Origin of the sequence: Providencia sp. PROV150, assembly GCF_028481025.1 — a bacterium.
GTDB lineage: Bacteria > Pseudomonadota > Gammaproteobacteria > Enterobacterales > Enterobacteriaceae > Providencia > Providencia hangzhouensis.
Map to the genome: position 1 here is coordinate 19,814 of NZ_JAMPPJ010000004.1, position 23,587 is coordinate 43,400.

The following is a 23,587-nucleotide window of genomic DNA, read 5'->3' on the forward strand; positions in this document are numbered from 1 at the left end:
GTGTGAGCCTCATTGTATTATTAGATAATTAAATCATAACCTATGGCTGAGCATATTGCATTTCTGGCTAAATATGAATTATTTGCGTACCCATCAGAACAGCTTGACCACCAACTTCTACCTGAATGATATTTTTTGTTTGCGAGTTAATTGTTACTTGAATTAATGACGGGCATCCCATTGCTCGACCTTGTTCAAACAGAAAATGAGTTTCATTTGGTAAAACATAATTGACCAAATAGCAGCCAAGGGCTCCGCTAGCACTGCCTGTTGCTGATTCTTCATTTATTCCGTAGAGCGGTGCGAAATTTCGACAATGTGCTGTGGTCGAAGAGTTATGGTTTAGCTCAAATACATGAAAACCGATAGCTTTGAATTCACGACTTAGCCTTGCTATTGCCTCATAATTAGGCTGTAGCAAATCTAAATGACCAGTTTTAACTGGAATAATAATGTCGGGTAACCCTGTTGAAACTATCATGATAGGTAAGCCTGTTTCAGCAATAACTTCGTTAGTTATGCCAAGGGCTGTTGCTACTTCATTGATACTGGGCCCATTGCGTAAGGTTGGTAGTGTTTGCTCCATAACGATGTTATTTGGGCTAACAGACACGCTCAGAATACCTGCTTTGGTTTTTTGAGTGTAAAGCCCATCAGTAAGTTGCTTAAGTGAAGCTAAAGTAGAAAACACAGCTAATGTGGCATGACCACAAAAATCAACTTCACCTTCAGCAGTATAGAAATCTACTATAAAATCAGTTTCTTCGCCGTTATAGACAAATGCAGTTTCTGAAAAACCGACCTGCCGCGCAATAGCAATTTTTTGTGAAGTGCTGAGTTTTGGCGGGTTGAGGACAACACCTGCTGGGTTACCACCAGAATTATTTTGTGTGAAAGAATTGACAAGGTATACCAGGATAGCTTGCTCAACTGAATCGGTATTTTTATTTTGCATGGGGATCTTATTGATTGGTTAAAATTTAACAAGAAGTATAGACAATATATTAGCATTAACTCATTGTATAATAGAATAAATATAAACAATCTATTGAGATAACATGATAGCGATGCAGAACTCAATATTATAAAGAGTTAAGTTGAAGTTGATTGAAAATTTGATATAAGTTGGGTGATTTATTTTGATGCAGGTGAAAATAATTGAAATATATGCTGCATAAAATTATGCGGAAGAAATATACAAAATCCTTCAAGACCTAGATGAATAGTAAAAAATTTTATTTATATGGCAATAAAACTTATTATTACCTAAGCTAGGTAATAAGCCTCAACCATTAGAGCAATGTTCAAAGCTATGTTTAAGTTGTTTAATAGCATATTTTTCTATGTCTCTTAAATTCATATTCATGGTATCCAACCCTTTGATATCCATTTTAAGTGTATGAGTGGAGTTGTCGTCACCGATCAAAGTTATATGCAAGCCTGTAACTTTTGTATTTTCTTCTAATATATTTACTTGAGTTAGATTAAATCGCATAAAAGTACCTTTTATGTAAATTATAATTATTAATTAATTTACTCTAATTGCATGTTTATTTCCTTTACAAATAGTTAAAAATTGTAACTGTCATTGTTCTTAAAATTATCATAATAAATATATAAATTTCTCACGATTTATTACTTAAGTTTAAGTTATGGAGACGTCACCACCTATAGTATCCATGATAGATGCCTATTCCGTTGAATAATCGTCCGATTTATCCAATAAGATCTAGTGGGTAGCAAAATGAGGAAAATATCACTGGTTATTGAAGGGCGTTGTTTCTAAGGTATGCCATCATTTAGCAAAAAAAGCCCCTGCAAGCAGGGGTATCTAATGGAAATGTATATTTATAGTTATTGTTATAAGGTGCCTGTTGTTTAGATAGGCTATCAGATAATACCAGTGATTAAGGATTAATCCAAATCAGAGTAAGCATAAAATTAAAATAAATGTTTTACAGGGGGGCTTGCGTTTGAAATTACTAAGCAACTAATTGTTTTTTAATATTAATTTCTTTTTTTAGAACCTAATTCCAAGTGAGTGTAACTACATGATATCTAATGCTTATGATTAACTTATTGAGAATAATACATAAATCAAACTAAAGTTAGCGAGATGAATGTAAGGTTTTGACTGAATACAAAAACATAATAAGAGTAAAAACGAGTATTATTTTATAGATTATCTCACGGACAAATGGGAAATTATTGAAGTATAGTAAAGGAATATAATTAAAAAGATAATTAAATCGGTTTTGACTTGAAATATAAAATATTACTCCCATAACAGTTATAAATAATCTTTTTAATGTAAGGGATAAAAGATGACTAATGCACAGTGGGTAATACAAGCATTAAATGCGGTATTGGGTGAGAATATTGGTTCATTGCCTGTGGCTAAACAGTATTTTTCGGATAAATATATTCAAGTTGTTGATGGAAAACAAATTGATTTTAATGAATTTATTACACATTTGCAGGTATTGAAAGAAGTCACTGAGTCGATTGTTATTACTATTAAATCTATCGCAGAGGGGGATGGATGTGTTCATACTCAACATCTGGCAAAAGCCACTAAAAAAGATGGTTCAGTAAGTGAATTTGAGGTATTTGCTTGTTTTCAAATAGAAGATGGAAAAATTACCCGTTGCGAAGAATTAACAAGAATGGTTAAAGGTAATAATACTGATGAAGATTTAGGCTCAAGAACCTAAATCTTTATTGCTTGTACAATACTGAATACTACTATTGTAGGTAAAACCCATATTAAAACAAGGTTTTACCTTACTTTTATTCTATCTTATATTAACTTGGGTAAATTAACTGTAATCCAGTACCAACTTCTTGTACTGGTGCATATTTTGCCAAATGTATTTTTGCGTTGAGATCTGTACAGTGGCATGGGTGTATAAATTTTATATCCTGCTGGTTAAAGTAATTACCTGTTTTTTCCAAAATTTCTTTTGATGCTTGCTGTAAATGAAACCCACCTATGACAGTGACAATATTATTTATGCCAGTTACATGCTTTGCATATTCAGTAATATTACAAATTCCAGAATGAGAGCAACCCGTTATTACAATTAGGCCTTCAGACGTTTTAATTGCAAGTGCTGAGTCATCAAACACATAGTCATCAATGATATTATGATTGAAGTCGAGTGTAGTACCAATTGGCTCTTTTCCCTCAAAACTATTGAGTCTAGGAATTTGGCCTAAAAAAATTATATTTTCAGAAAGGTAGTATGGTTTTGTCGCTTCTATACAATGAAAATAAGAAGCTAAAATGTCTTTAGATGTATTTGTCCCGATGACTTTAGATTGAAATTTTTTGGGAATTAGCGCATCCGGATGGTATATCAAGTGTTTAGTTTCAGGTGCTTCAATGTTACGGCGGTCAAAGTGTTGAATTAGGTGACCTAAGCCCCATGTATGATCATTGTGGCCGTGAGAAAGCACCAGGTCAGTAATATCGGCAAGATCAATATGTAAAATATTCGCATTATCAATAAATATATCTGAATAACCTGTATCGAATAATATTTTTTTATCATCAGCTTCGATATAGTAGCAAACACCGGGTTCACCACAAAAATAACTATCAATCAGGGTATTATTATCTACAAGAACAGTAATTTTTATTGTCATCATGAGCTCATGTTTAATAGAAGTAATCGTAATCTGTTGTATCAGATAAACAGTAACAAATTACTAAATGGCGATAAAATATAATTATAAAAAATGAGGAAATGAGAGGAATACGAGAAAATTATAAAAAAGGTCAGAGGCGACTATCGACAGCCAACCTCCTAAATAAATTGCGATATAAGCTTATACATTGCGAGGCAAATTATTTTACTTATTCACTTCTTGTTGAATTTCATCACCTGTTTCATGGGGATTGGTTGGCTCTGTATGAAAAATAGACATAACATCTTCTAATAGATCTGATTGAGCTTCTAAAGCTTTTAAGGATGATTGCAACTCACGAGTCATAGCTGCATTCGCTTGAGTGGTGTTATCTAATTCATTGATTGCTAGATGTATTTGACTCACCCCATGGGTTTGTTCATTTGAGGCAAGCGCAACACTTTGGATCATTTCATTGATATTAGATGTGTCTTGTGCAATTGAAACGATATTGTCATTTGCATCCGCTGCTAATTGGAAACAGTGGTTAATCTTATCATTTGAATTATTAATCAATAGCTTGATTTCTTTGGATGCTTGAGTACAACTAATTGATAATTCGCGCACTTCATTTGCGACGACCGCAAACCCTTTGCCATGTTCACCCACTCTGGCAGCTTCTACAGCGGCATTCAATGCTAATAAATTAGTTTGAAAAGCAATATTATCAATGGTTGAAGTTATTTTACTTATTTCTTTTGAAAAATCGACGATATCATCCATATTTTCTACAACATCAGAAATAAGTTCATTGCTTTTTTCAATAGTTACACTTGTCTCTGACATCAATTGGCACGATTGGTTAGTGTGAGCTGTATTTAATTTAAAAGATGAATCGAGTTCTTCGACACTGGCTGCGGTTTCGACAATTGCCGCGGCTTGTTGATCTGCTCGAATAGAAAGGTCGTGATTCATCTGGGTGATATCTCCAAGCTCAACTTTTATATGATGAGTGTTGTCATAGATATTTTTAACGATATCAATCAGCTTACTTTGCATATTAGATACATGCTGTTTAAGTAATTTAATTTCATATAAACCTTTGTTATCAAAGGTATGATATAGAACGCCATGGCTAACTTTCTCAATACCATCAATAACTTGGTTTAGTGGGCGAATAAAGAAAAGCTGTAGAATAAATCGAATAAATAGAGTCACGAGGATAACGATTGAGATAGTAACGATTAAGCCAATCAAACTTTGCTTATACAATTGCTCACTTGCAAGAGCAATATCATGATAATTACTATTTAACTGTTGATGATAATTAACGTAGTTTTTCTCAAATGTATCTTGAAACCCTTGAGTAGGTTGGTTTAAAAAGTCATATGTTTTTCCTTGAACTAAAAATACAGAAAGTTCATTCAATGCAGCATATAACTCTTTATATGATTTTTCTAGTTCAGCAAATTCATCACCGTTTTTATAAATTGAGGTGGATGTGAATGCATCCCAATAGTTTCCTGTTTCTGTTATTTTTTTATGATAAAACTCGATGAGGCTATCTATGTCAGTGTTTGATGTTTTCATCTTATTGATAACCAATAAATGACGAGAGCTAGCGCGATTCAATGTGTTTCGTGCTTGTAATAAAGATTGCCACGTATTATTCAGTTGTGTTTGTTCATTATAAATAGTGTCGAGTTTGGATAATGTCTCTTGATATTGCTTTAAAGAACTAAAGAAAAACCAACAGGTTGAAAGAAGAAGGACGATAAGCAGGCCTGAAATAAACCAGACTAGAGTTGTCGTTTTAAAACCAGAAAAAGAGAATTTAGCTGAACTAAAATTAATTTTTTTTAAATTACCAGACATCATTGATTATTTCCTTTCATACCATCGAGTAGTATGTTTGCACGCATACTAAGTACGACTTCTAAACATAACGTGATTAACCATGAGCAAATCGAAGTTGTCCAATAGCTAAAAAGTTATATGTAGTCACGCGGAAGCATCAGGCGTAGGGACTAAATGAATGTATCGGCACTAACTCTGGATACTTTATATCCAACAATTTGACTTAGCTCATAAAATTGAAAGTAATTAAGGGGTTTTACTGATCGAGAGAGAATGGGAGGAAATAATTGTTGTACATTGCTACTTAGAATACAGTTAATTTACGAATTATTTGTGATAATAATAGTCAACCTTTAAAACTTTGGCTTTGAGTGCGGTATGCTTTCTTTATTCTTTAAATGCCTTTTAGGCGCTTTAGCTGTATTGATTATTGCACTATTTTCGCGTAGTAAAATTTACTATATTGCAGGTTTAGTTCCATTATTTCCTACATTTGCATTAATTGCACATGTTATCGTTGTACAAGAACAAGGCACAGAAGCACTAAGAAAAACGGCATTGTTTGGGCTGTGGTCACTCATCCCTTATGCAATGTATTTATTAACGGTATATTTGCTAGCAACGAAAATGACGGCTTGGGGAAGTTTAAGTATTGCAACTGTTATTTGGATAATAACAGCAGCAATATTGGTTTATATATGGCAACTCACTCAATAAATAACATAGGGAGAAATAATTAACTGTAAATAATGATAAAACTAAACTATCACGATAAGCTGATAGCTTAAGCCTTATGGGCTATAGTCGCAAAAATCTAAGTATTAACTATAATGATAAGCAGTGTTTTCCATTGAGTTGTACAGTTAAAATGTTATTAAGAACCTTGGTATTATTATTAGTTGCTGGTTGCGCGTATATTGCAGGAATTATGACTGAAATTAAACTTGATCCTGAGTTAGATACTGAAGGTCGAGTGAAAAGTTCTGTCGAAGATTTTCTTGCTTACCCCTCAGCTGCAAATTATAAAAATGTTCAATACTATGTATTGACCAAAAGTGAAGAGGGGGATGAAACTGGCTATTATTGTGGCGAAGTCTTTGGTTTTGAAAATGAATTACCCCATGGCTATAAAAGGTTTATCGTTAGACTCCATAAAAATAGAGCTGGCAAGGTAATGATATCCATTCCTTTTGTAGAAAAAACAGATGATATTATTCCCGCAGAGCAATTTGAATCTGTGTGGGACAGGTATTGTAAAAGAAGCTAATTTAATATAGCTCGTTGAGTGACAAACAAAACGAGCACCAATAATATTAATTTGTTTTAACTGCCATCGTTGCTAGGAATGTGGGCAGATAATTATCAACGACAAATCGTGGATTAGGTTGCCAGTCTTCTTTAAAGCCAGTGATATAAAAGCCTACCTTTATTTGCCCCCCAATAAGATCTGTTAATGAGTGACCGAACACAAAAGCTTCTCGCCTTGCTTGCTTTTGCGCTATTTGCTCTATTGATAGGGTAGATAGCTCGGAGTACGGCATAGTATGACTTGGTTTTATTAAACCTTGCTCATCATATCGCTTATCACGTTCTCCAATGAAAACAACTGGATTAAAAAAACTGGATAACAGTCGTCCATTTGGTTTTAAAACACGGTAGCATTCTTGCCAGACTGGGTTAACATCTGGAATATACAGGTTAGAAATAGGGTGAAATATAATATCAAATGATTCATTCGCAAACATGTGTAATGAGCGCATATCACCTTGAACAATCTCTAATGTTAAATTATCCCTTTCTGCCACCATTTTGTCTTGCTCAAGCTGTTTTTGAGAAAAGTCAAAAACAGTCACATTCGCCCCTGCGGCCGCGAGTACTGGAGCTTGCTGTCCCCCAGCAGAGGCTAAGCAGAGAATTTTTTTATCTTTTACATCACCTAACCAAGCGTCATCAACAGGAGTTGGAGTTAGATGAACCTGCCACTTTCCTTTTTTAGCTTCATTGATAGTTTTGGAATCAACGGGGGTTGACCAAGCAAGTTGCGATTCTGCTTGTTTATCCCATGCTTTTTGGTTGGCACTCATAAAATCTGTCATAAAAAGACCCTCTGCATACAATAATTTGTCACAGTGTAGCAAAAAATGAGCAAATTGAAATAAAAATGTACCGGTTAGTACACAATTAATTTCCTACCATTAAATGATATGAGGTGCCATTAAATTCAAAATTAGTGACATTACTCATTCCTATCTTCTTATGTGCAAAAAGGGACCTAAGATTATCTGCATTGATAAATGCAATAGGCTTTCCTTGGTTATACGAACAAACGCTATCAAAAAGGCTCTTTAGAATATTTTTTCCTCTATAATTTCTATCAATACAAACAGGGCCATAGAACCAATTATTCTGTATAATTTCCGTATGCTGCTTAATGATCAAATGTGCTATAGCGGGTAGGGATGAAGAATGAGGATCAAAGCTAAATACGACTGCGATAATTTTATTTCCATCTCTGGCTATAACAGTAGTTAGACTCCCTGAAAACATAGCGTTGACTTTAGCTTGAGGATATTCACCGAGTAACCCACCTTGTTGGGATTCAGAATTAGATTGCAATAATTGAGCCACAGCAGGACAATCTGATTGTGTCATTAATTCATATTTAATATTCATTATTCCCTCGTAATGATTGCTAAATACGTTTAAATTTATAATATGAAGAGTAGCGGGATTTGTGGGAGCACATTGTAATGTGTTACTTCTAACCCCATAATATCGGTTATTTATTCTTTGTCTATTGAATCAGTATGTTAACTAAACTTTATCCAGTATTTTTACTTGTTATTTCAAATGTATTTATGATGTTTGCTTGGTATGGGCATTTAAAATTTACAACAAAGCCACTGTATGTTGTTATTTTCTTTAGCTGGTTAATTGCATTGGTTGAATACTGTTTTGCGGTGCCAGCTAATCGGTTAGGGCATCAGTACTACAGTGCAGCTGAATTAAAAACAATGCAAGAGGTGATAACACTCTGTGTTTTTGTTCTTTTTTCGGTGTTGTATTTAGGTGAAAGTTTTACCATTAATCATTTAATAGGTTTTATTCTCATTTTTGCGGGGGCCTTTTTTATATTTAAGGGGCCATTTTAACAAAAAGAGCAGTTTGAGCTGCTCTTTTTGGATTTGACTTAATTTATACCCATCCTTTTTCATGGAATTGTTTCAGTATTACAACAAATTGCTGCATTTCCTCGGGGGTTCCTAGCGTTAATCTATTCCAGCCAACCGCTGGTGGAAATTCACGACCTACCATGACATGAGCATCAGCCATACGTTGTTGATAGGTTTTTACGTCCCCTTTAACTTTATGGAAAATAAAATTAGCCTGTGATGGAGCATATTCCAGCCCGATTTCGTTTAATGCTTTTTCTACGATTTTTCTCGATATATCGTTGGATTTTAGGCTGTATTGAATAAATGATTTATCCTTTAGTGATGCAATCGCAGCAACCGCACCTGCTGTATTAGTATTATCAATAGATAAAAACGTATCTACAGCAGCAATAATTTCGGGAGTTGCGACCCCATAGCCGACTCTTAAGCCTGCTAAGGCAAAAATTTTAGAGAAGGTACGTGTGACAATCAGGTTGTTTTGACCTTTTTTGACTAATTCAATAGCACTTGTAAAGTTCGGGTCTTCAACAAATTCAGCGTAAGCTTCATCAACGATAAAAAATGTGTTGTCAGAGTCTTTACTCAGCCACTTATCAAGCTGGCTATAAGGCGTGATCATTGCCGTCGGATTATTTGGGTTACAAATATAGACCATTGATAAACCATCAAAGTCATTAGCGGCTTGTTCCATTTTTGCTAAGTCAAATGATAAATCGGTTTTTAAAGGAATTTTCGTTATCGTCACCCCTAATGGTAGGGAGTATAGCTCCGCATAATTGAATGTTGGGTCAGGTGTGACAAGCTGAATATTGATACCGCGTTTCTTCGCTTTATTTGCCAACATCGCGACAGTGGCTTGAATGGTTTCAGATGAACCATTGCCTATACTAATGTTCTTATCGGATAAACTGTAGAGCTCACCAATATTCTGCTGTAATTCAGCACGAGCATCATCAGGGTAGCGGAATGCATTAGGTAATGCTTTAATGATAGCTTCTTTAGCCTTTTCGGACATCCCTAATGAGTTTTCATTGAAATTCAATAGTAATGGGTGTTTTTCACTCGGTAAGACAATGTTACTATTTTGTGCAACCGCATGATTAAACAATGAATTAAGCGCAAGCCCACCAGCCACTAATGAGCTGGATTTAAGAAATGAACGACGATCCATAGTTATTCCCTGAAATTATTATTTTTGAATGTATTAGATTACTCATAATTATCTCAAAGTAAATAATTATATAGATAAAATGACTTTTTATTCATTTGATTGTTTGGGTTAACTATTTCAAATCATTGCATAGGAAATTTAATATTATCTATTTAATTGATATTAAAAGATAAAATTTTTTAACTCGGGAGTGACTAGAATAATAAGTAATTGTGCTATGAATTAAATTCGTTATATAATAATTTATATGATGATTATTTGGCTATAATAGGAACAATAATGAAGCTATACATGTTTTATGTGGGTGGTAACGCAGGTAAATCTAATATTGAAGTACATGATGTTCAGTTTGTGGCAGCAGAGCAACCTACAGATGCTTGGCCGACATTAAGAGAAAATTGGTTTGGTGATAAAGACAAGATCCATATTGATGGTTATGCAGTGATTAATTGGGCCGATGGGTTTGAAATAGAATTACGAAAAGAACCCTCAACAAGTGAATATCGCCTTTATTTTGTTAATGTAGGTGGATATATTCCAAGCAACCTTGCGGAATTACACGAGTTTGATTTATTCGTTGCTAAAACTGCACATGAGGCTAAACAAAAAGCACTTCAGGCGCTATTAACAAATAGTCAGCAACAACATAAAGATAATTTGAAAGATGTGGATGATTGCTTATTACTACAACAAGTTGGTGATTTTTATATACATCTAACTGAAAATAAAAATGGAAATCACTTTATTCCTCAGTGGCAAGGTTACCAGCCAATCGGAATATAAAATAATACCAAGGGTAGTGTTATTCTACCCTTGGTAAAAATTACTGACCTTGTACAGGGGTATTAGGCGTAATTTCTACAACTGCAACTTTAACCATATATTGTTTACCATTTTCTCCTTTAGGAGCATCTGCAGCAATTTTTTTCAGTGTTTCATCTGGCTGAGCTGTTTGAATTGATGTTGAATATTGCATCATACCACGGTGACGATTTGCATAATTAGAGTGACGATAATTATCACAAGGTCTATCATTATATTGGTGTTGATTTTGGTACCCACCACGGTGCCATGAACCATTCCCATCCCCTGGGTAAGCAAATGTTGAAAAACTGATAGCGATTAAACTTGCACTAAGAATTAATGGCTTTAATATATTCATGTGATATCTCCTTTAGAATATTTATTAATTATCATTCTGCCATTCTAATTATGTAATTCAATTACATTTACTTATCTAAATGAATAAACCATAATTTAATCACTTTATATTCATTATTTCTTCACAATGAAAATAGTTTGTTAATGAAATGAGAGTGAGGTTAAATTATAATTCTCTGTTGGTTTTGTTTTATTGTTTTTCATTGAAAAACTTAGCGAGTTTACTGATTGATATAATTGATGCAACGGCAATATCTTTATTATAATCATCACATAATACTAACAGTCTATCGATGGCGGCTTCTTGTTCAATTGAACAAATATAATCACCTAATGCATTTATTGCAGCTATTTTAACATCATTGTTATTGCCATGAGTTAAGTTAACGAGATTTTTAACGATCTTTTCTTTCATAAAAATAGATTAAATTAGCCTAATAGTATAGAGGTTAGTATAAAACTAGCTAACAAAATAAAAAATGTTTTTTTTATTAATGTTAAGTTAATAGATATAAATTGAATCAATAGTGATAGGAAGGTTTTAGAATAGTTTTCAATATTAAAGTTCGAGTTTTATGAGAAAATAGCAATTGGTTAGGGGGAATATCAAATAGTAGAGCCAAAAGCTCAAATTGTTTATTCAAACTGATATAATCCATTTATACTAGTTCGATTTATCATAAAGTAGAAAGGGTGATGCGTTGAAGCGTATAAAAACAAAATTACTGATTGTACTGCTATTGGCTTTAGGAGTATTTGCATACCATTCTTATACGAGTATTGGTGATTCAGATGTTAAAAATGAAGCACAAAGCTTGGTGGAAAAGAAATTCGGCAACTCATCAGCAGTTGAGTTTAGTGATGTTGAAATAGTACAAAAAAATGAGTTTAAGGAAGGGGAGAGTTATCGAGTTTGTGGCTTATACCATTTATCTTCCCAAGAAGACGCTCTGCCATTTGTTGCGAATGTGATTGTTAAGGAAGGGAGTTTCTCTGAGCATGGGCAGCTGATTATTAGTGAAACACCGGAGTTAAAATTTTCCATTGAACAGTTGTGTGTTAAAAAACAAGCTAATTGATAAAAAAGCGCTCAAAGTAAAAGTTGAGCGCTTTTTTGTTTTCTAGAAAAATTAAATGATTAAGATTTATTCAAAAGAAGTTCAGTTTGAATTTTACAAGCTGAAACAGAATCATTTAATGATTTATTGAAGTCAGCTTCATTAGCAAATTTAGATTTATTGCTACGTACGGTATCAATCGCTGAAGTTAGATTTTTGCGGAGGTCTGACTCAACAGTGGCTAATTGCTTGAGATCGACATTTTCACTTTTCAGTTTAGCAATGGTTTCTTGGGTTAATTCACTGCTAGTTTTGTCAGTGCTGTATGCTTCACTTAGTGCTTGACCTGTGATTTCACAATAATCGTTGGCTATCTCACTAATATTTAATGGGGCATTATCAGCCATAACAAGGGCTGGGGCCAGGCAAAAAGCCAGTAATAAACGCTTCATAGTCATACCTCTATTTTGCACACAATGAATAATAACTCTATCTGGTATTAGAGAAATACTATAGCAGATTAGACCTAAAACGGGGGATGTCGAATGGGTTTTAGCATGATTTCATAAAAAAGAGCCAGTATAAATACTGGCCGCTATAATTAGCAAAAGCAATGTAAATGAAAATTACGTTATATAAATTACCATATAACGGTGTGAGGTAAAGCGATTTCCACTTATTTTGGTGAAAGTTAAGATTAAGTATGATCTTGATCAGAGTTTGGATAAATATTGGAAGAGCGTTATTGAAATATAGGAGAGTTAAAACAACCAGCTAGCGATCATGCAGACCACTGCTGGTTCTATTCATAACCTCACAGAGAGCTTATTGTTTTAACCAATGACCATGTTTTAATACATCTTCGACAAGTTCATGTAAAACAATATGTGCTTCGTTATCATCATGAAAGCCTTTAGTTTGAAAGGTTGTTGGGCCATTATCATGAGTAATCAATAGATAACTACCAGGGTAGACTTCTAAAACGCGAGCTTTCAGTTCTGCAATGAAGGATTCATATGATTTTTCAGGGAGCTGAGAAAGTGGGTCATCAGATAACTTAATATTAATTTCCATGCGTTAACCTCTTGTTTATAAATTTAATTAAGCTCAGTTTATTGTTAAGTGAAAGCATAAGCAATAATCTAATTATGATGATTGCAATTTGATTTATTTTGGCGCTGTGAATTAACGTTATTCATTGAGTCAATATTCCAAATAGCAAGTGAGTTAAATATAGTTAATATGATAAATGTTTTAGTTAGAGGATAAGCTAATTAAAATTGACGATGTGAAATAAATAATAGGCTTTTATTTGTTTAAGTGACTATTTGATTAAAATAAATACTATAATTCAATCATTTGATTGGTTTTTTGTTAAATAATAAATGATTTTATCATGCTTATATTTTTCAATATGTTACATGTCTTTTTTTGTAAATGTCTAACTTGTTTTTATTAAAACGTAATGTAGTTAATGATTGTTCAAGCGAAAATCAATTTACATTAAAGATAAAAAAATATAATTTCTGATAATCATATTAAGATGATTTAGCTTTTGTAAGCTGAACTCCTTTTTCTGGAGTTATATTTTAAATGTGAGGTTTTGATTTTCGATTAATTATTTATTAATCGTTCTAATAAAAAAGGAGTGTAATTTGATAGAATTTATAAACTCATTAACTAATTTTATTTGGGGTTCTTTACTTATTTATTTATTACTGGGTGCCGGCCTGTATTTTACTCTTCGGTCAGGGTTTATTCAAATTAGGCATTTTGGCCATATGTTTAGTGTCTTAAAAAATAGTAAACAGTCCGATAGTGCGGGTATCTCATCTTTTCAGGCATTATGTACAAGTTTAGCCGCTAGGGTCGGCACAGGAAATTTAACCGGAGTTGCAATTGCGCTAACAGCAGGTGGGCCAGGTGCTATTTTTTGGATGTGGGTCGTCGCTGTACTCGGAATGGCTACGTCTTTTATTGAGTGTACTCTCGCACAGTTATACAAAACCAAAGATGATAAAGGAAACTATCGAGGTGGGCCTTCATATTATATGCAAAAAGGCTTAAACCAACGCTGGATGGGCGTATTATTTTCCATTTTCCTGATTATTGCCTTTGGTTTAGTATTTAATGCAGTACAAGCTAATTCTATTGCTCAAGCAACCGCAGTCGCCTTTGATTTCAATCCAATTTATGTTGGCATTGGCTTAGTTTTATTAAGCGGAGTTATTATTTTTGGTGGATTGAAATCCATTGCGAAAGTTGCTGAATTAGTTGTTCCAGTTATGGCGTTAGCTTATTTGCTATTAGCTTTTTGGGTTGTTGGGCACCATATTGAACGATTACCTGAAGTTTTTATGCTGATAATCCGAAATGCATTTGGTTTGCAAGAGGCAGCCGGTGGGGCTGTCGGTTATGGTGTTGCCCAGGCAATGACACAAGGAATTCAACGGGGGTTATTCTCTAACGAAGCTGGGATGGGGTCTGCACCAAATGCAGCGGCATCTGCGGCACCTTATCCACCACATCCTGCGTCTCAAGGGTATGTACAGATGCTTGGTGTATTTATGGACACCATCGTTATTTGCAGTGCGACCGCCATTATTATTTTATCATCTGGCGTTCTAGAAAGTGGAATGGATAACATTAATGGGATTGAATTGACACAGCTTGCTCTTTCTTCTGCTGTTGGCAGCTGGGGAAGTACGTTCATTGCAATTGCTATCTTCTTTTTTGCATTTACATCAATCATTGCTAATTATGCTTATGCCGAAAGTAATATGATTTTTCTAGAGAATAATCATACGGCTGGGTTATTTATTTTCCGTTTAGCTGCGTTGGGTATGGTGATGTTTGGTGCGCTCGCTGAAATGCCATTTATTTGGAAACTCGCAGACTTATCGATGGGCTTAATGGCGATAACTAATCTAATTGCGATCCTTTTATTATCGGGTATCGCTTTCAAACTTGCTAAAGATTATAACCAGCAGTTAGTTGCAGGCAAAATACCGACTTTTGATATCAATCAACACCCTGAATTAAAGAAACAGTTTGAGGAAGGGATATGGGAAAAAGAAGAAGTTGATAAGTGGGTTGAGAAAGAAACATCTCGCTAATACAAAACATTTTAAGCATAAAATTCTTAGGTGATAGCCTGAGAATTTTTTTTATGAAATATTATCAATGCGTAATAAGAATAAGCGCTTACATTATAATTATTTGAGCTATAAGGTTTTTTAAGGTGATAAAATAAATGTATTATTACAATAAATACCAATTTCGAAACTAAATAGCTGAGAAAATTATGAAATTGAATCAGTATGCCGCAACGCTGTATGGGGTTATATCAATCTTGTTGTGGAGCACAATGGTAGGGCTGATCCGTAGTGTAAGTGAAAACTTTGGGCCTGTGGGTGGTGCTGCATTAGTGTATACAGTCGGTTCGCTTGTATTGGTACTCGTTATGGGGATACCAAAAATAACGAAATATCCTAAACGCTATTTGCTTTGGGGAACGGTATTATTTGTTAGCTATGAAATCTGTTTTGTTTTGGCGTTAGGATTAGCTAATAACCGGCAACAAGCTATTGAACTTGGTATGGTGAATTATTTGTGGCCAAGTTTTACTATCGCACTTGCTGTGTTTTTTAACCGCCAGCGTTTCACTTTATTATTAGGATTAGGGTTGGTTTTAGCTTTTATGGGGTTGATCTGGGTAATTTCAGGCAATCAGCCATTGTCGGTGCAAACTATTTTGGCAAATATACAAAGTAATCCCCTTTGTTATTTTTTAGCTTTTATTGGAGCCATTGTTTGGTCATTTTATAGTAATGTTACCAAGCGTATTTCTGGTGGTCACAATGGCATGGTATTATTTTTCATCATGACTTCTATTGGGTTATGGATTTTGTATTTTTTTAGTACGCCAACAGCGTTTATTATCAATAGCGAAAGCCTGTTGTTATTACTCGTTGCCTCTATTGCGACTGGTGGGGCGAATGCATTATGGACATTTGCGGTTATCAAGGGCAATGTGGCTTTTCTAGGGACGCTTTCTTATTTCACTCCAGTTATATCGACAGCATTCGCGTCTATGTTGTTAAGTACTGCATTAACGTTAAGTTTTTGGCAAGGTGTGTTAATGGTGACAATGGGGTCGGTGATTTGCTTTTTAGCGACTAGGCAAAAACCAATACACGGTTAAAAATGGCAGCGCATACTGGTGTAAGCGCTGCAACGGAAAATATACTGAAGTGAAATTTTTTGCGGACTTATACATTAATAAACTTATTAATGGCGACGGCAACACCATCTTCATCATTGGTTGTGGTGACAAATTTAACCATTTGGCGAATTGGCTCTAAAGCATTGCCCATTGCGACAGAAACACTGGCGTATTGCAGCATTTGGATATCATTGTTTTGGTCTCCAATACTCATGACTTTATCCGGTGTAATGCCTAGTTTTTCACAGATACATTCTAACGCAGCGCCTTTACTTGAGGTTTTATTTGATACCTCAAGGAAATATGGGCTTGTTCGAGTTAAAGAGTAATTATCAAAGACATTCTCTGGAATATAGCTGATACCCATATCTAATTTTTCTGGATGGTCAATTATCATAAACTTAGTAAATTCCAGAGAAGAGTCCATTTCATTAACGGGGCAATAGATAAGCGGAGTGTGGGTTAGATAAGCATCTGCCACCGTATAGTGACTAATATGGCGGTTTGCCGTGAACATGCTGTTATCCGCAAGAGCATGCATGTGGACCCCGACATTTCTAGCCAGTTCCTCAAAATATTGGAAGTCAGCGAAATCTAACAAATTTTCTGCCAGATGACTGCCATCATTGGCTTGGTGAATGACACTACCATTATTACTAATACAGTAGTTATCCGCTGTATTTAAATCTAATTCCCGCAGGTAGGGGGATATACCCGAAAATGGCCTACCGGAGGCTAAAATAATATGGACACCTTTTTGCTTAGCTTGTGTGATGGCCTCTTTTACTACGGGAGATATTTGGTGTTGGGAGTTAAGTAATGTGCCATCTAAATCAATGGCGACCAGTTTGATTGACATCCAATGCCTCCTAAAATTCGTGCTTTCTGCCAATACCTTACTCCAATTATTCGGAATGTAAATTATACAAATAGTTATAATTTTTACGCGTACTAGAATAATGGGTATTTGATGTGAAATTGAACAGAATATAACGCAGGAACTCTGTTCAATAGTCAAAGGTTGAAATGACAATGTTTTATAGCATTAGTGTGTGAATCAATAGATTAATGCGGCTAAAATATTCTCACTCATAATTATGAATCAAATGAAGCGGTTGCTTAACATCTAATTGGATTTGGTCATTCTGTCTAAAATCAAATGGCGTAATGCCATATTCCTTACGAAACATATAGGTAAAGTGGGACTGTGACCCAAAACCAAAATCCAGTGCGATATCGAAAATAGACTGGTTGCTGTTGCGCAGTAAGTTAACCGCACCAGCAAGACGGCGTTGGCGGATGTATTTACCCAGTGAAATCCCTGTGACTTCTTTAAAAATTTTTTGCATATGCCAAAGTGAATAGCCTGAATAAGCCGCGAGCTCTTCTAAGTGGATCACGCGCCCTAAGTGTTCTTCTATCCATTTACTCAAAGCATAAACAAGTGCTAAGTGGTTATCTTGTGGCATCTCAAATGTTTTCTAGTTTTACGGTAGCAGAAGTATACACAACTTCATTTCATCATGACAAAGGCTGCTTGTGCGGTATTTCCTATTTTTAGGATAAAAAAAGCACAATCAGAATAAGTTAATGGCCAATAGCACCTAAAATGAGCGAAATTTTTGTAAAAAGAGGTCAATTGCATATTTTCCTCAAATTTAAGGCTCGAAATTAGAGTACCATTTATTTTATAAACGCATTACGTGCAATGCCATAAGTGATATCAATCATAAAATGGCAGTACCTTAGTATTGTAATCATTTGAAAAATAAAATCATCATAGAAATATGAAGGAATTATCGGTGTTTGGTCGTAAATTAATTATTGTTATAAGTGCAATCTTGGCCTGTATTTTTCTCTATCTTTTAGCGATGGATAGCCTGTGCGACCAAGGTGGAGAGGACTTTATTTTTGGTATTTGTCGTGTAACTGACTTGTTACCATTTTGAATTTGCTTTTTAATGCACAATCCATGATATTGAGTTGGGGTAACTATCCTGCGGTATCATTTTGTTATGTGATGAAAAAAAATAACTAATAGCACCAGCTTCTGGTTCGTAGAATAGGGTAAAAACAGCGCCAGAAGAATGTAGTGTTAATAAGAAAATTCAAATAAACTTGTGTCATTATCATTAGTTTGGGCGATAAAAAGCAAGTAAGAGGACGAAAGGGTAAAGTTATGGCGCAACAGCAACAGACGCTAAAGCGGGGATTAAAAAATAGGCATATCCAATTGATTGCTTTGGGAGGCGCTGTTGGTACAGGGTTATTCCTCGGAATAGCAACAACCATACAAATGGCAGGGCCATCAGTTTTACTTGGCTATGCATTGTGTGGGTTTATTGCTTTTCTTATCATGCGCCAGTTGGGAGAAATGATTGTTCAGGAACCGGTCGCGGGTTCATTTAGCCATTTTGCATTTAAGTATTGGGGTGGTTTTGCGGGCTTCCTCTCAGGGTGGAATTACTGGGTTATGTTTATCCTTGTTGGGATGACAGAACTGACGGCCGCAGGTAAATATATGCAACACTGGTGGCCTGAGCTCCCGATATGGGTTTCTGCCGCGGTGTTTTTTATTGCGGTAAATGCCGTTAACTTGGTTAATGTTCGCTCTTATGGGGAAACTGAATTCTGGTTTGCATTGATTAAAGTTATTGCTGTCGTAGCTATGATTATTTTTGGTTGCTACTTACTACTTAGCGGTCATGGTGGCTCACAAGCGAAAGTGAGTAACTTATGGGAGTATGGCGGTTTCTTTGCTAATGGTTTTAATGGGCTAATAATGGCTTTGGCTATTATTATGTTTTCATTTGGGGGCTTAGAGCTAGTCGGTATTACGGCCGCAGAGGCAGAAGACCCAGATAAAAGCATTCCAAAAGCGATAAACCAAGTTGTGTACCGTATCTTGATTTTTTATATTGGTTCGTTAGCTGTATTGTTAGCGTTGTACCCTTGGGTTGACCTTGATGGCAAAACAAGCCCATTTGTATTAATTTTCCACGAATTAGGGGACTTACTAGTTGCTAATTCGTTGAACGTTGTCATTTTGATCGCTGCGTTGTCTGTTTATAACAGCGGGGCTTATGCGACAAGCCGTATGTTGTATGGTTTGGCACAACAAAGTAATGCACCTAAATTTCTTGCAAAAGTGAATAAAGGTGGCGTTCCAGTCATGGCTTTATTAGTTTCAGGTATTGCGACTTCTGGCGGGATTTTAATTAACTTTGTGATGGAAGGTAAGGCTTTCGAATTATTAATGTCATTGGTTGTGACGACGTTAGTTCTGAACTGGATTATGATTTGTGTTTCAAATTTGAAGTTCAGAGCGGCAATGAACAAACAAGGTGTTGAAACGAAATTTAAAAGCATTTGGTATCCATTTGGGAACTATCTATGCTTAGCATTTTTGCTGTTAATTTTAGGGATTATCCTGACAATGGACGGCTTACGTATCTCGGTATTAATTATGCCATTATGGATAGCGGTTCTATGGGTTGGGTACCAGTTCTCAGGGGCTAAAAAGCAAGATTTAGCTAAAAGCCAACAGCTGAGCTAAATTTGATTTTCTGATAATAAAAAGGTCGGTGGGAATATCCCACCGGCCTTTTTATACAGTAATGAAGTACTTAAATTACCATTGCCAACGTAACCAAGCGAATAATACGTTACCGTTATTATAAGTTCCCGGAATATAAGTGGCTTGTAGCGAAAGTTTGTCATATTCCACTGATACCAGAGGAAGCGGTGCTGGGATCGGAATATAGTACATATCCTTGCGGGCAGTAACACTTAGAGTGAAGCCAGCTCCCATGCGAAAACCATCAATGTCCCCTGGGATCCACATTTTTTGGAATGCATAACCACCAATTGGCTCCCAATCATTATGTGAATCTTTAAATGCCATTGCATAGATAGCATGCCAGTCATTGTCTTCATCATAACGATATTTACCAAAGCCCAGACCCCAAGGGCGCTCGTTATATTCATCTGTTTTTTTCTTGTCGTACATTGCACGGTTGTGCCAAGTCACAGCGGGAACGTATAGCTCATATTTGTCTGAGTCCCATGTGGTACTGACATTACTTTTAAATGTATCCCATAAATTTGCTGATTGCTCTTGTGCAACGGCAGGCGATGATATGCAGATTGAGGCGCTCATGAGTAGCGATGCACCTACGGCCAACTGTATGTTTTTATAAACTCTCATTGTAAATCCAGTTCTGTATCGCAGATATAAAAATGATGATTAGCTCGCTAATGATTATCAGATTAGCATTATTATTATAATTTTGAGCGAAATTATTTTAATTAAGATGTACAGAATATAACAGTATTTATTACATAGTTAAGGATAATAATTGGCTGGTCATGGTAGAACCGTTTAATTTTGCCTGTTTTTAAGTAGGATAACCGATAGATAAATTGGATGTTAACTTATCAGATTGGTTATTGAATAGGCTAATCCTCCTAAAAATAACCAATAATAATAGATAAGGTATTTCATTTTCTTATTAATAAAGCCGTTATTTGATAAGAAAAAATGAAAGAGAATTTTTTAATCAAGAATAAGAGAAAACATTGTGTCACTCATTATTGTTGTATTTAACGTTTTGTAATAAAAAGATATTTTTAACAATTTAGGTGATTACGACTAGTAATGTTGATAGAGCAGACATTTATGAAAAATAGCGTGCAAACAAATCTAAAAAGTATGATGCACGTCAAATAATGACTTGTCTCAATGGGATGAAATGAGTGTTATAGGCGGCAGGTATAAGCTGCTGCATGTCAACACGGGTAGGAGCGAGTACTTAAAGGTTTATAGCATATACATTGCTGTGCGTAACCTTGGCTTCTAACTAACAAAGGAACATCACCATGATGAAACGCCAAGAACCACTGACTGAATATCAAGCAAAATGCTTGGCTATCGCTACAGACAAAATATTATCACCAAAACAAAAAGCCAATTTTTTAGCGATAGAGGCCGATAGTAATATTCCTTACCTTGCGATGAGCCAACCCCTAGCGGATGCGTTAAATGAACGTGTTATTTGTGATATGTATGAAGGAAATGCACCGTATAAGCCACGTTATGTATTGCCTGATTATGTAAAATACCTCAAGCAAGGTTCAAAATACTTAGAGTTAGCCCCTGCTGAGGACTTTGATGATGCCCTTAATCATCTGATGATTTTGTACCACCACGTCCCTTCGGTAACCAATTTCCCTGTGTTTTTAGGGTATTTAGATAAAGTCCTCATGCCATACGTGGGTGAGTTGACAGAAGAACAACTGTATCCAAAACTAAAAAGATTCTGGGTGCAGTTAGACCGAACTCTACCTGATGCTTTTATGCATGCCAATATTGGGCCTGATGACAACGTTATTTGCCGTTTGATTTTACGTATTGATGCAGAACTAAAACAAGTCGCACCTAACCTGACATTTGTCTATCATCCACAACGCACACCAGAGTCACTTTTCTTACAAGCGATTGAGAATATTTGTGAATGTAGTAAGCCACATATTGCAAATGATATTGTTCATAGTGCGGCATTCGATAAACAAGGTTACGGTATTGTCAGTTGTTATAATGCATTACCTGTTGCGGGTGGCGGAAGCACTTTAGTTCGTATTAATTTGCGCGAAGTTGCGTTACGCAGTCAAAATTCAGCTGATTTTTTAAATGTGCAATTGAAAAAGTATTGTGAGTTACAAATGGAACTCATTGAAACACGTAGCGCATTTTTATATGAGGAATCTAATTTCTTCCAAACCAGTTTTCTTGTTCAAGAGGGGTTAATTGAGCCAGAACGCTTTGCACCGATGTTTGGTATTTATGGTTTAGCTGAGGCCGTGAATATCTTGATGGAAAAAGATGGCGTGAAAGGCCAGTACCAAGCGAATTCACCAGCTTTACCATTGTCTTATCAAATTAGTGAACAATTGGCAGACTTTGTTGAAACAACACCGGTTAAATATGGCTATAAAAACCGAGCTATGCTTCATGCGCAATCTGGGATTAGCTCAGACATAGGAACGACGCCGGGGGCTCGTATTCCATATGGTGAGGAGCCTGATCCTGTGTCGCATATTCAAGCCGTTGCACCTCATCACAAACACTATTTATCTGGGATCAGTGACATTTTAACCATCGATGAAACGATTAAACAAAACCCGCAAGCATTAATGCAATTGTGCAAAGGGGCGTTTAGTTGTGGGATGCGCGAATTTACCGCAAACGTGGCAAGTAATGATTTAGTCCGTGTCACTGGCTATATGGTGCGTTTGTCAGATATCGAAAAATACAAAGAACAAGGTTCTAGAAGCAATACTACCTGGTTAGGTGAAGAAGCGACTAAGAACTGTAAAATTACAGCCCGTCAGCAGCGAGTCATCAGCAATGAGCAATCGATGCGCTACGCTGAATAAGGTTATTCCTTTTTCCTGCGTAGATGGGCCGGGCAATCGACATGTTATCTTTTTGCAAGGTTGCAATTTACGTTGTTTGAATTGCCATAATCCATATACCATGGCGCTCTGTGACCATTGTGGGGACTGCGTTTTAACCTGTCCTCACAATGGGTTATCATTTGTTGATGGTAAGGTTATATGGGATAGCGATGCCTGCCAGCTCTGTGACACTTGTTTACAAACGTGCACTAAGAATTCAAGCCCAATGACAGTGTCGTTAAGTGTTAATGATGCTATCAATGACTTGAAAAAAAATGTTGTCTTTCTGAATGGTATAACCATTAGTGGCGGGGAAGCAACAACACAATTACCTTTTATTATTGAATTATTTAAAGCGATTAAAGACACACCTGAACTGAAACATTTAACCTGCTTTATTGACAGTAATGGCCATCTTGCTTCTGCGGGGTGGAGTAAGGTAATTGAGTATACTGATGGCGTAATGATTGACTTAAAATCATGGAGCGATGAGTGTGCCTTAAGATTAACTGGGAAAGATAACCAACGTGTATTTCAATCAATTCAATTTCTGGCACAAGCGGGGAAATTGTATGAATTGCGTTTATTATATATTCCTCAGCAAACAGATTATCTAGAACATATTGATAAACTGGCTGATTTCTTAAATCAACTTCCTGCAAACACACGAATAAAAGTTAATGCTTTTCAGCAACATGGCGTAAAAAATGAAGCGGCTAACTGGCCTGCGGCAACCCAAACGGAAGTAGAGACATTTGCCCAGCTATTAAAACAGCGAGGTGTCGGTAACATTCATTTGCCTAATGTGTACTTATAAGTCACGCTAATTTTTCCTGTGTAATATATTTCCCCT

At 35.6% G+C, this 23,587-nt stretch carries 26 protein-coding genes; 12 read left to right on the top strand and 14 right to left on the bottom strand.

The genetic code is table 11. The features are described 5' to 3' along the window. Positions 1-67: 67 nt before the first annotated feature. Entirely contained in the window at positions 68-955 is an 888-nt protein-coding gene (locus PSE83_RS04110) for a PhzF family phenazine biosynthesis protein (protein WP_004253418.1), read from the bottom strand. A 330-nt stretch (positions 956-1,285) separates the two neighbouring features. Continuing rightward, positions 1,286-1,495 (bottom strand): hypothetical protein, encoded by a 210-nt coding sequence (locus PSE83_RS04115; protein ID WP_004253420.1) that lies wholly within the window; start codon positions 1,493-1,495, stop codon positions 1,286-1,288. A gap of 829 nt (positions 1,496-2,324) precedes the next feature. Between PSE83_RS04115 and PSE83_RS04120 the strand changes: the two genes are divergently transcribed. Beyond that, complete coding sequence (locus PSE83_RS04120; RefSeq protein ID WP_004253422.1) at positions 2,325-2,714, top strand: nuclear transport factor 2 family protein; 390 nt, start codon at positions 2,325-2,327, stop codon at positions 2,712-2,714. Between the two features lie 91 nt (positions 2,715-2,805). Here the strand turns inward: PSE83_RS04120 and PSE83_RS04125 are convergent, their stop codons facing one another. Next, complete coding sequence (locus PSE83_RS04125) at positions 2,806-3,648, bottom strand: MBL fold metallo-hydrolase (RefSeq protein WP_036957636.1); 843 nt, start codon at positions 3,646-3,648, stop codon at positions 2,806-2,808. Between the two features lie 207 nt (positions 3,649-3,855). Next, positions 3,856-5,508 carry a methyl-accepting chemotaxis protein gene (locus PSE83_RS04130; protein WP_272660675.1) on the bottom strand — a complete coding sequence of 551 codons (1,653 nt, stop codon included), beginning with the start codon at positions 5,506-5,508 and terminating at the stop codon, positions 3,856-3,858. A 357-nt stretch (positions 5,509-5,865) separates the two neighbouring features. On the opposite strand from PSE83_RS04130, the gene PSE83_RS04135 reads away from it, so the two are divergent. Both PSE83_RS04135 and PSE83_RS04140 read left to right on the top strand, forming a co-directional pair. Then, positions 5,866-6,204, top strand: a complete 339-nt coding sequence (locus PSE83_RS04135) for a GlpM family protein (protein WP_004253427.1) — start codon at positions 5,866-5,868, stop codon at positions 6,202-6,204. A gap of 211 nt (positions 6,205-6,415) precedes the next feature. Further along, positions 6,416-6,754 carry a hypothetical protein gene (locus PSE83_RS04140; protein WP_226616956.1) on the top strand — a complete coding sequence of 113 codons (339 nt, stop codon included), beginning with the start codon at positions 6,416-6,418 and terminating at the stop codon, positions 6,752-6,754. 46 nt (positions 6,755-6,800) lie between these two features. Here the strand turns inward: PSE83_RS04140 and PSE83_RS04145 are convergent, their stop codons facing one another. Both PSE83_RS04145 and PSE83_RS04150 read right to left on the bottom strand, forming a co-directional pair. Beyond that, complete coding sequence (locus PSE83_RS04145) at positions 6,801-7,583, bottom strand: class I SAM-dependent methyltransferase (protein WP_153673356.1); 783 nt, start codon at positions 7,581-7,583, stop codon at positions 6,801-6,803. A gap of 85 nt (positions 7,584-7,668) precedes the next feature. Further along, complete coding sequence (locus tag PSE83_RS04150) at positions 7,669-8,160, bottom strand: GNAT family N-acetyltransferase (protein WP_164565248.1); 492 nt, start codon at positions 8,158-8,160, stop codon at positions 7,669-7,671. Between the two features lie 134 nt (positions 8,161-8,294). Between PSE83_RS04150 and PSE83_RS04155 the strand changes: the two genes are divergently transcribed. Beyond that, positions 8,295-8,639: a DMT family protein gene (locus PSE83_RS04155; RefSeq protein ID WP_004253438.1), complete on the top strand. Its 345-nt coding sequence runs from the start codon at positions 8,295-8,297 to the stop codon at positions 8,637-8,639. 43 nt (positions 8,640-8,682) lie between these two features. Here the strand turns inward: PSE83_RS04155 and PSE83_RS04160 are convergent, their stop codons facing one another. Next, positions 8,683-9,834 (bottom strand): pyridoxal phosphate-dependent aminotransferase, encoded by a 1,152-nt coding sequence (locus PSE83_RS04160; protein ID WP_164565249.1) that lies wholly within the window; start codon positions 9,832-9,834, stop codon positions 8,683-8,685. A gap of 279 nt (positions 9,835-10,113) precedes the next feature. Here PSE83_RS04160 and PSE83_RS04165 point away from each other — a divergent pair, with 279 nt between their 5' ends. After that, complete coding sequence (locus PSE83_RS04165) at positions 10,114-10,617, top strand: DUF1543 domain-containing protein (RefSeq protein ID WP_004253444.1); 504 nt, start codon at positions 10,114-10,116, stop codon at positions 10,615-10,617. 40 nt (positions 10,618-10,657) lie between these two features. Here the strand turns inward: PSE83_RS04165 and PSE83_RS04170 are convergent, their stop codons facing one another. Together PSE83_RS04170 and PSE83_RS04175 are read right to left on the bottom strand one after the other, a co-directional pair. After that, entirely contained in the window at positions 10,658-10,996 is a 339-nt protein-coding gene (locus PSE83_RS04170; protein ID WP_004253447.1) for a hypothetical protein, read from the bottom strand. A 189-nt stretch (positions 10,997-11,185) separates the two neighbouring features. Next, entirely contained in the window at positions 11,186-11,410 is a 225-nt protein-coding gene (locus PSE83_RS04175) for a hypothetical protein (protein WP_094960468.1), read from the bottom strand. Positions 11,411-11,696: 286 nt separating this feature from the next. Here PSE83_RS04175 and PSE83_RS04180 point away from each other — a divergent pair, with 286 nt between their 5' ends. Further along, positions 11,697-12,074, top strand: a complete 378-nt coding sequence (locus PSE83_RS04180; RefSeq protein ID WP_004253456.1) for a hypothetical protein — start codon at positions 11,697-11,699, stop codon at positions 12,072-12,074. Positions 12,075-12,133: 59 nt separating this feature from the next. Here PSE83_RS04180 and PSE83_RS04185 read toward each other — a convergent pair whose 3' ends face one another. Then, on the bottom strand, positions 12,134-12,505 hold the full coding sequence (locus tag PSE83_RS04185) for a hypothetical protein (protein ID WP_036957640.1): 372 nt from the start codon (positions 12,503-12,505) through the stop codon (positions 12,134-12,136). Positions 12,506-12,878: 373 nt separating this feature from the next. Continuing rightward, positions 12,879-13,127 carry a DinI-like family protein gene (locus PSE83_RS04190; protein WP_004253462.1) on the bottom strand — a complete coding sequence of 83 codons (249 nt, stop codon included), beginning with the start codon at positions 13,125-13,127 and terminating at the stop codon, positions 12,879-12,881. Positions 13,128-13,708: 581 nt separating this feature from the next. Here PSE83_RS04190 and PSE83_RS04195 point away from each other — a divergent pair. Next, positions 13,709-15,169 carry an alanine/glycine:cation symporter family protein gene (locus tag PSE83_RS04195; protein WP_094960470.1) on the top strand — a complete coding sequence of 487 codons (1,461 nt, stop codon included), beginning with the start codon at positions 13,709-13,711 and terminating at the stop codon, positions 15,167-15,169. A gap of 188 nt (positions 15,170-15,357) precedes the next feature. Continuing rightward, complete coding sequence (yddG, locus tag PSE83_RS04200; RefSeq protein WP_094960471.1) at positions 15,358-16,257, top strand: aromatic amino acid DMT transporter YddG; 900 nt, start codon at positions 15,358-15,360, stop codon at positions 16,255-16,257. 67 nt (positions 16,258-16,324) lie between these two features. Here the strand turns inward: yddG and yidA are convergent, their stop codons facing one another. Together yidA and PSE83_RS04210 are read right to left on the bottom strand one after the other, a co-directional pair. Next, on the bottom strand, positions 16,325-17,137 hold the full coding sequence (yidA, locus tag PSE83_RS04205) for a sugar-phosphatase (RefSeq protein ID WP_004253474.1): 813 nt from the start codon (positions 17,135-17,137) through the stop codon (positions 16,325-16,327). Positions 17,138-17,363: 226 nt separating this feature from the next. After that, positions 17,364-17,747 carry a helix-turn-helix domain-containing protein gene (locus PSE83_RS04210; protein ID WP_004253477.1) on the bottom strand — a complete coding sequence of 128 codons (384 nt, stop codon included), beginning with the start codon at positions 17,745-17,747 and terminating at the stop codon, positions 17,364-17,366. Positions 17,748-18,080: 333 nt separating this feature from the next. On the opposite strand from PSE83_RS04210, the gene mgrB reads away from it, so the two are divergent. Both mgrB and PSE83_RS04220 read left to right on the top strand, forming a co-directional pair. Next, the gene (mgrB, locus tag PSE83_RS04215; RefSeq protein WP_004253482.1) at positions 18,081-18,227 is read left to right on the top strand and encodes a PhoP/PhoQ regulator MgrB; all 147 of its coding nucleotides are present in this window, start codon (positions 18,081-18,083) and stop codon (positions 18,225-18,227) included. 230 nt (positions 18,228-18,457) lie between these two features. After that, the gene (locus PSE83_RS04220; protein ID WP_036957645.1) at positions 18,458-19,834 is read left to right on the top strand and encodes an amino acid permease; all 1,377 of its coding nucleotides are present in this window, start codon (positions 18,458-18,460) and stop codon (positions 19,832-19,834) included. Between the two features lie 75 nt (positions 19,835-19,909). Here the strand turns inward: PSE83_RS04220 and pagP are convergent, their stop codons facing one another. Then, the gene (gene pagP / locus PSE83_RS04225) at positions 19,910-20,485 is read right to left on the bottom strand and encodes a lipid IV(A) palmitoyltransferase PagP (protein WP_004253487.1); all 576 of its coding nucleotides are present in this window, start codon (positions 20,483-20,485) and stop codon (positions 19,910-19,912) included. Positions 20,486-21,156: 671 nt separating this feature from the next. Here pagP and PSE83_RS04230 point away from each other — a divergent pair. Both PSE83_RS04230 and PSE83_RS04235 read left to right on the top strand, forming a co-directional pair. Next, positions 21,157-22,713, top strand: a complete 1,557-nt coding sequence (locus PSE83_RS04230) for a YjjI family glycine radical enzyme (protein ID WP_112308354.1) — start codon at positions 21,157-21,159, stop codon at positions 22,711-22,713. Next, the gene (locus PSE83_RS04235) at positions 22,685-23,551 is read left to right on the top strand and encodes a YjjW family glycine radical enzyme activase (protein ID WP_036957647.1); all 867 of its coding nucleotides are present in this window, start codon (positions 22,685-22,687) and stop codon (positions 23,549-23,551) included. The genes PSE83_RS04230 and PSE83_RS04235 overlap by 29 nt, the downstream gene beginning before the upstream one ends. The last annotated feature ends 36 nt before the right edge of the window (positions 23,552-23,587 follow it).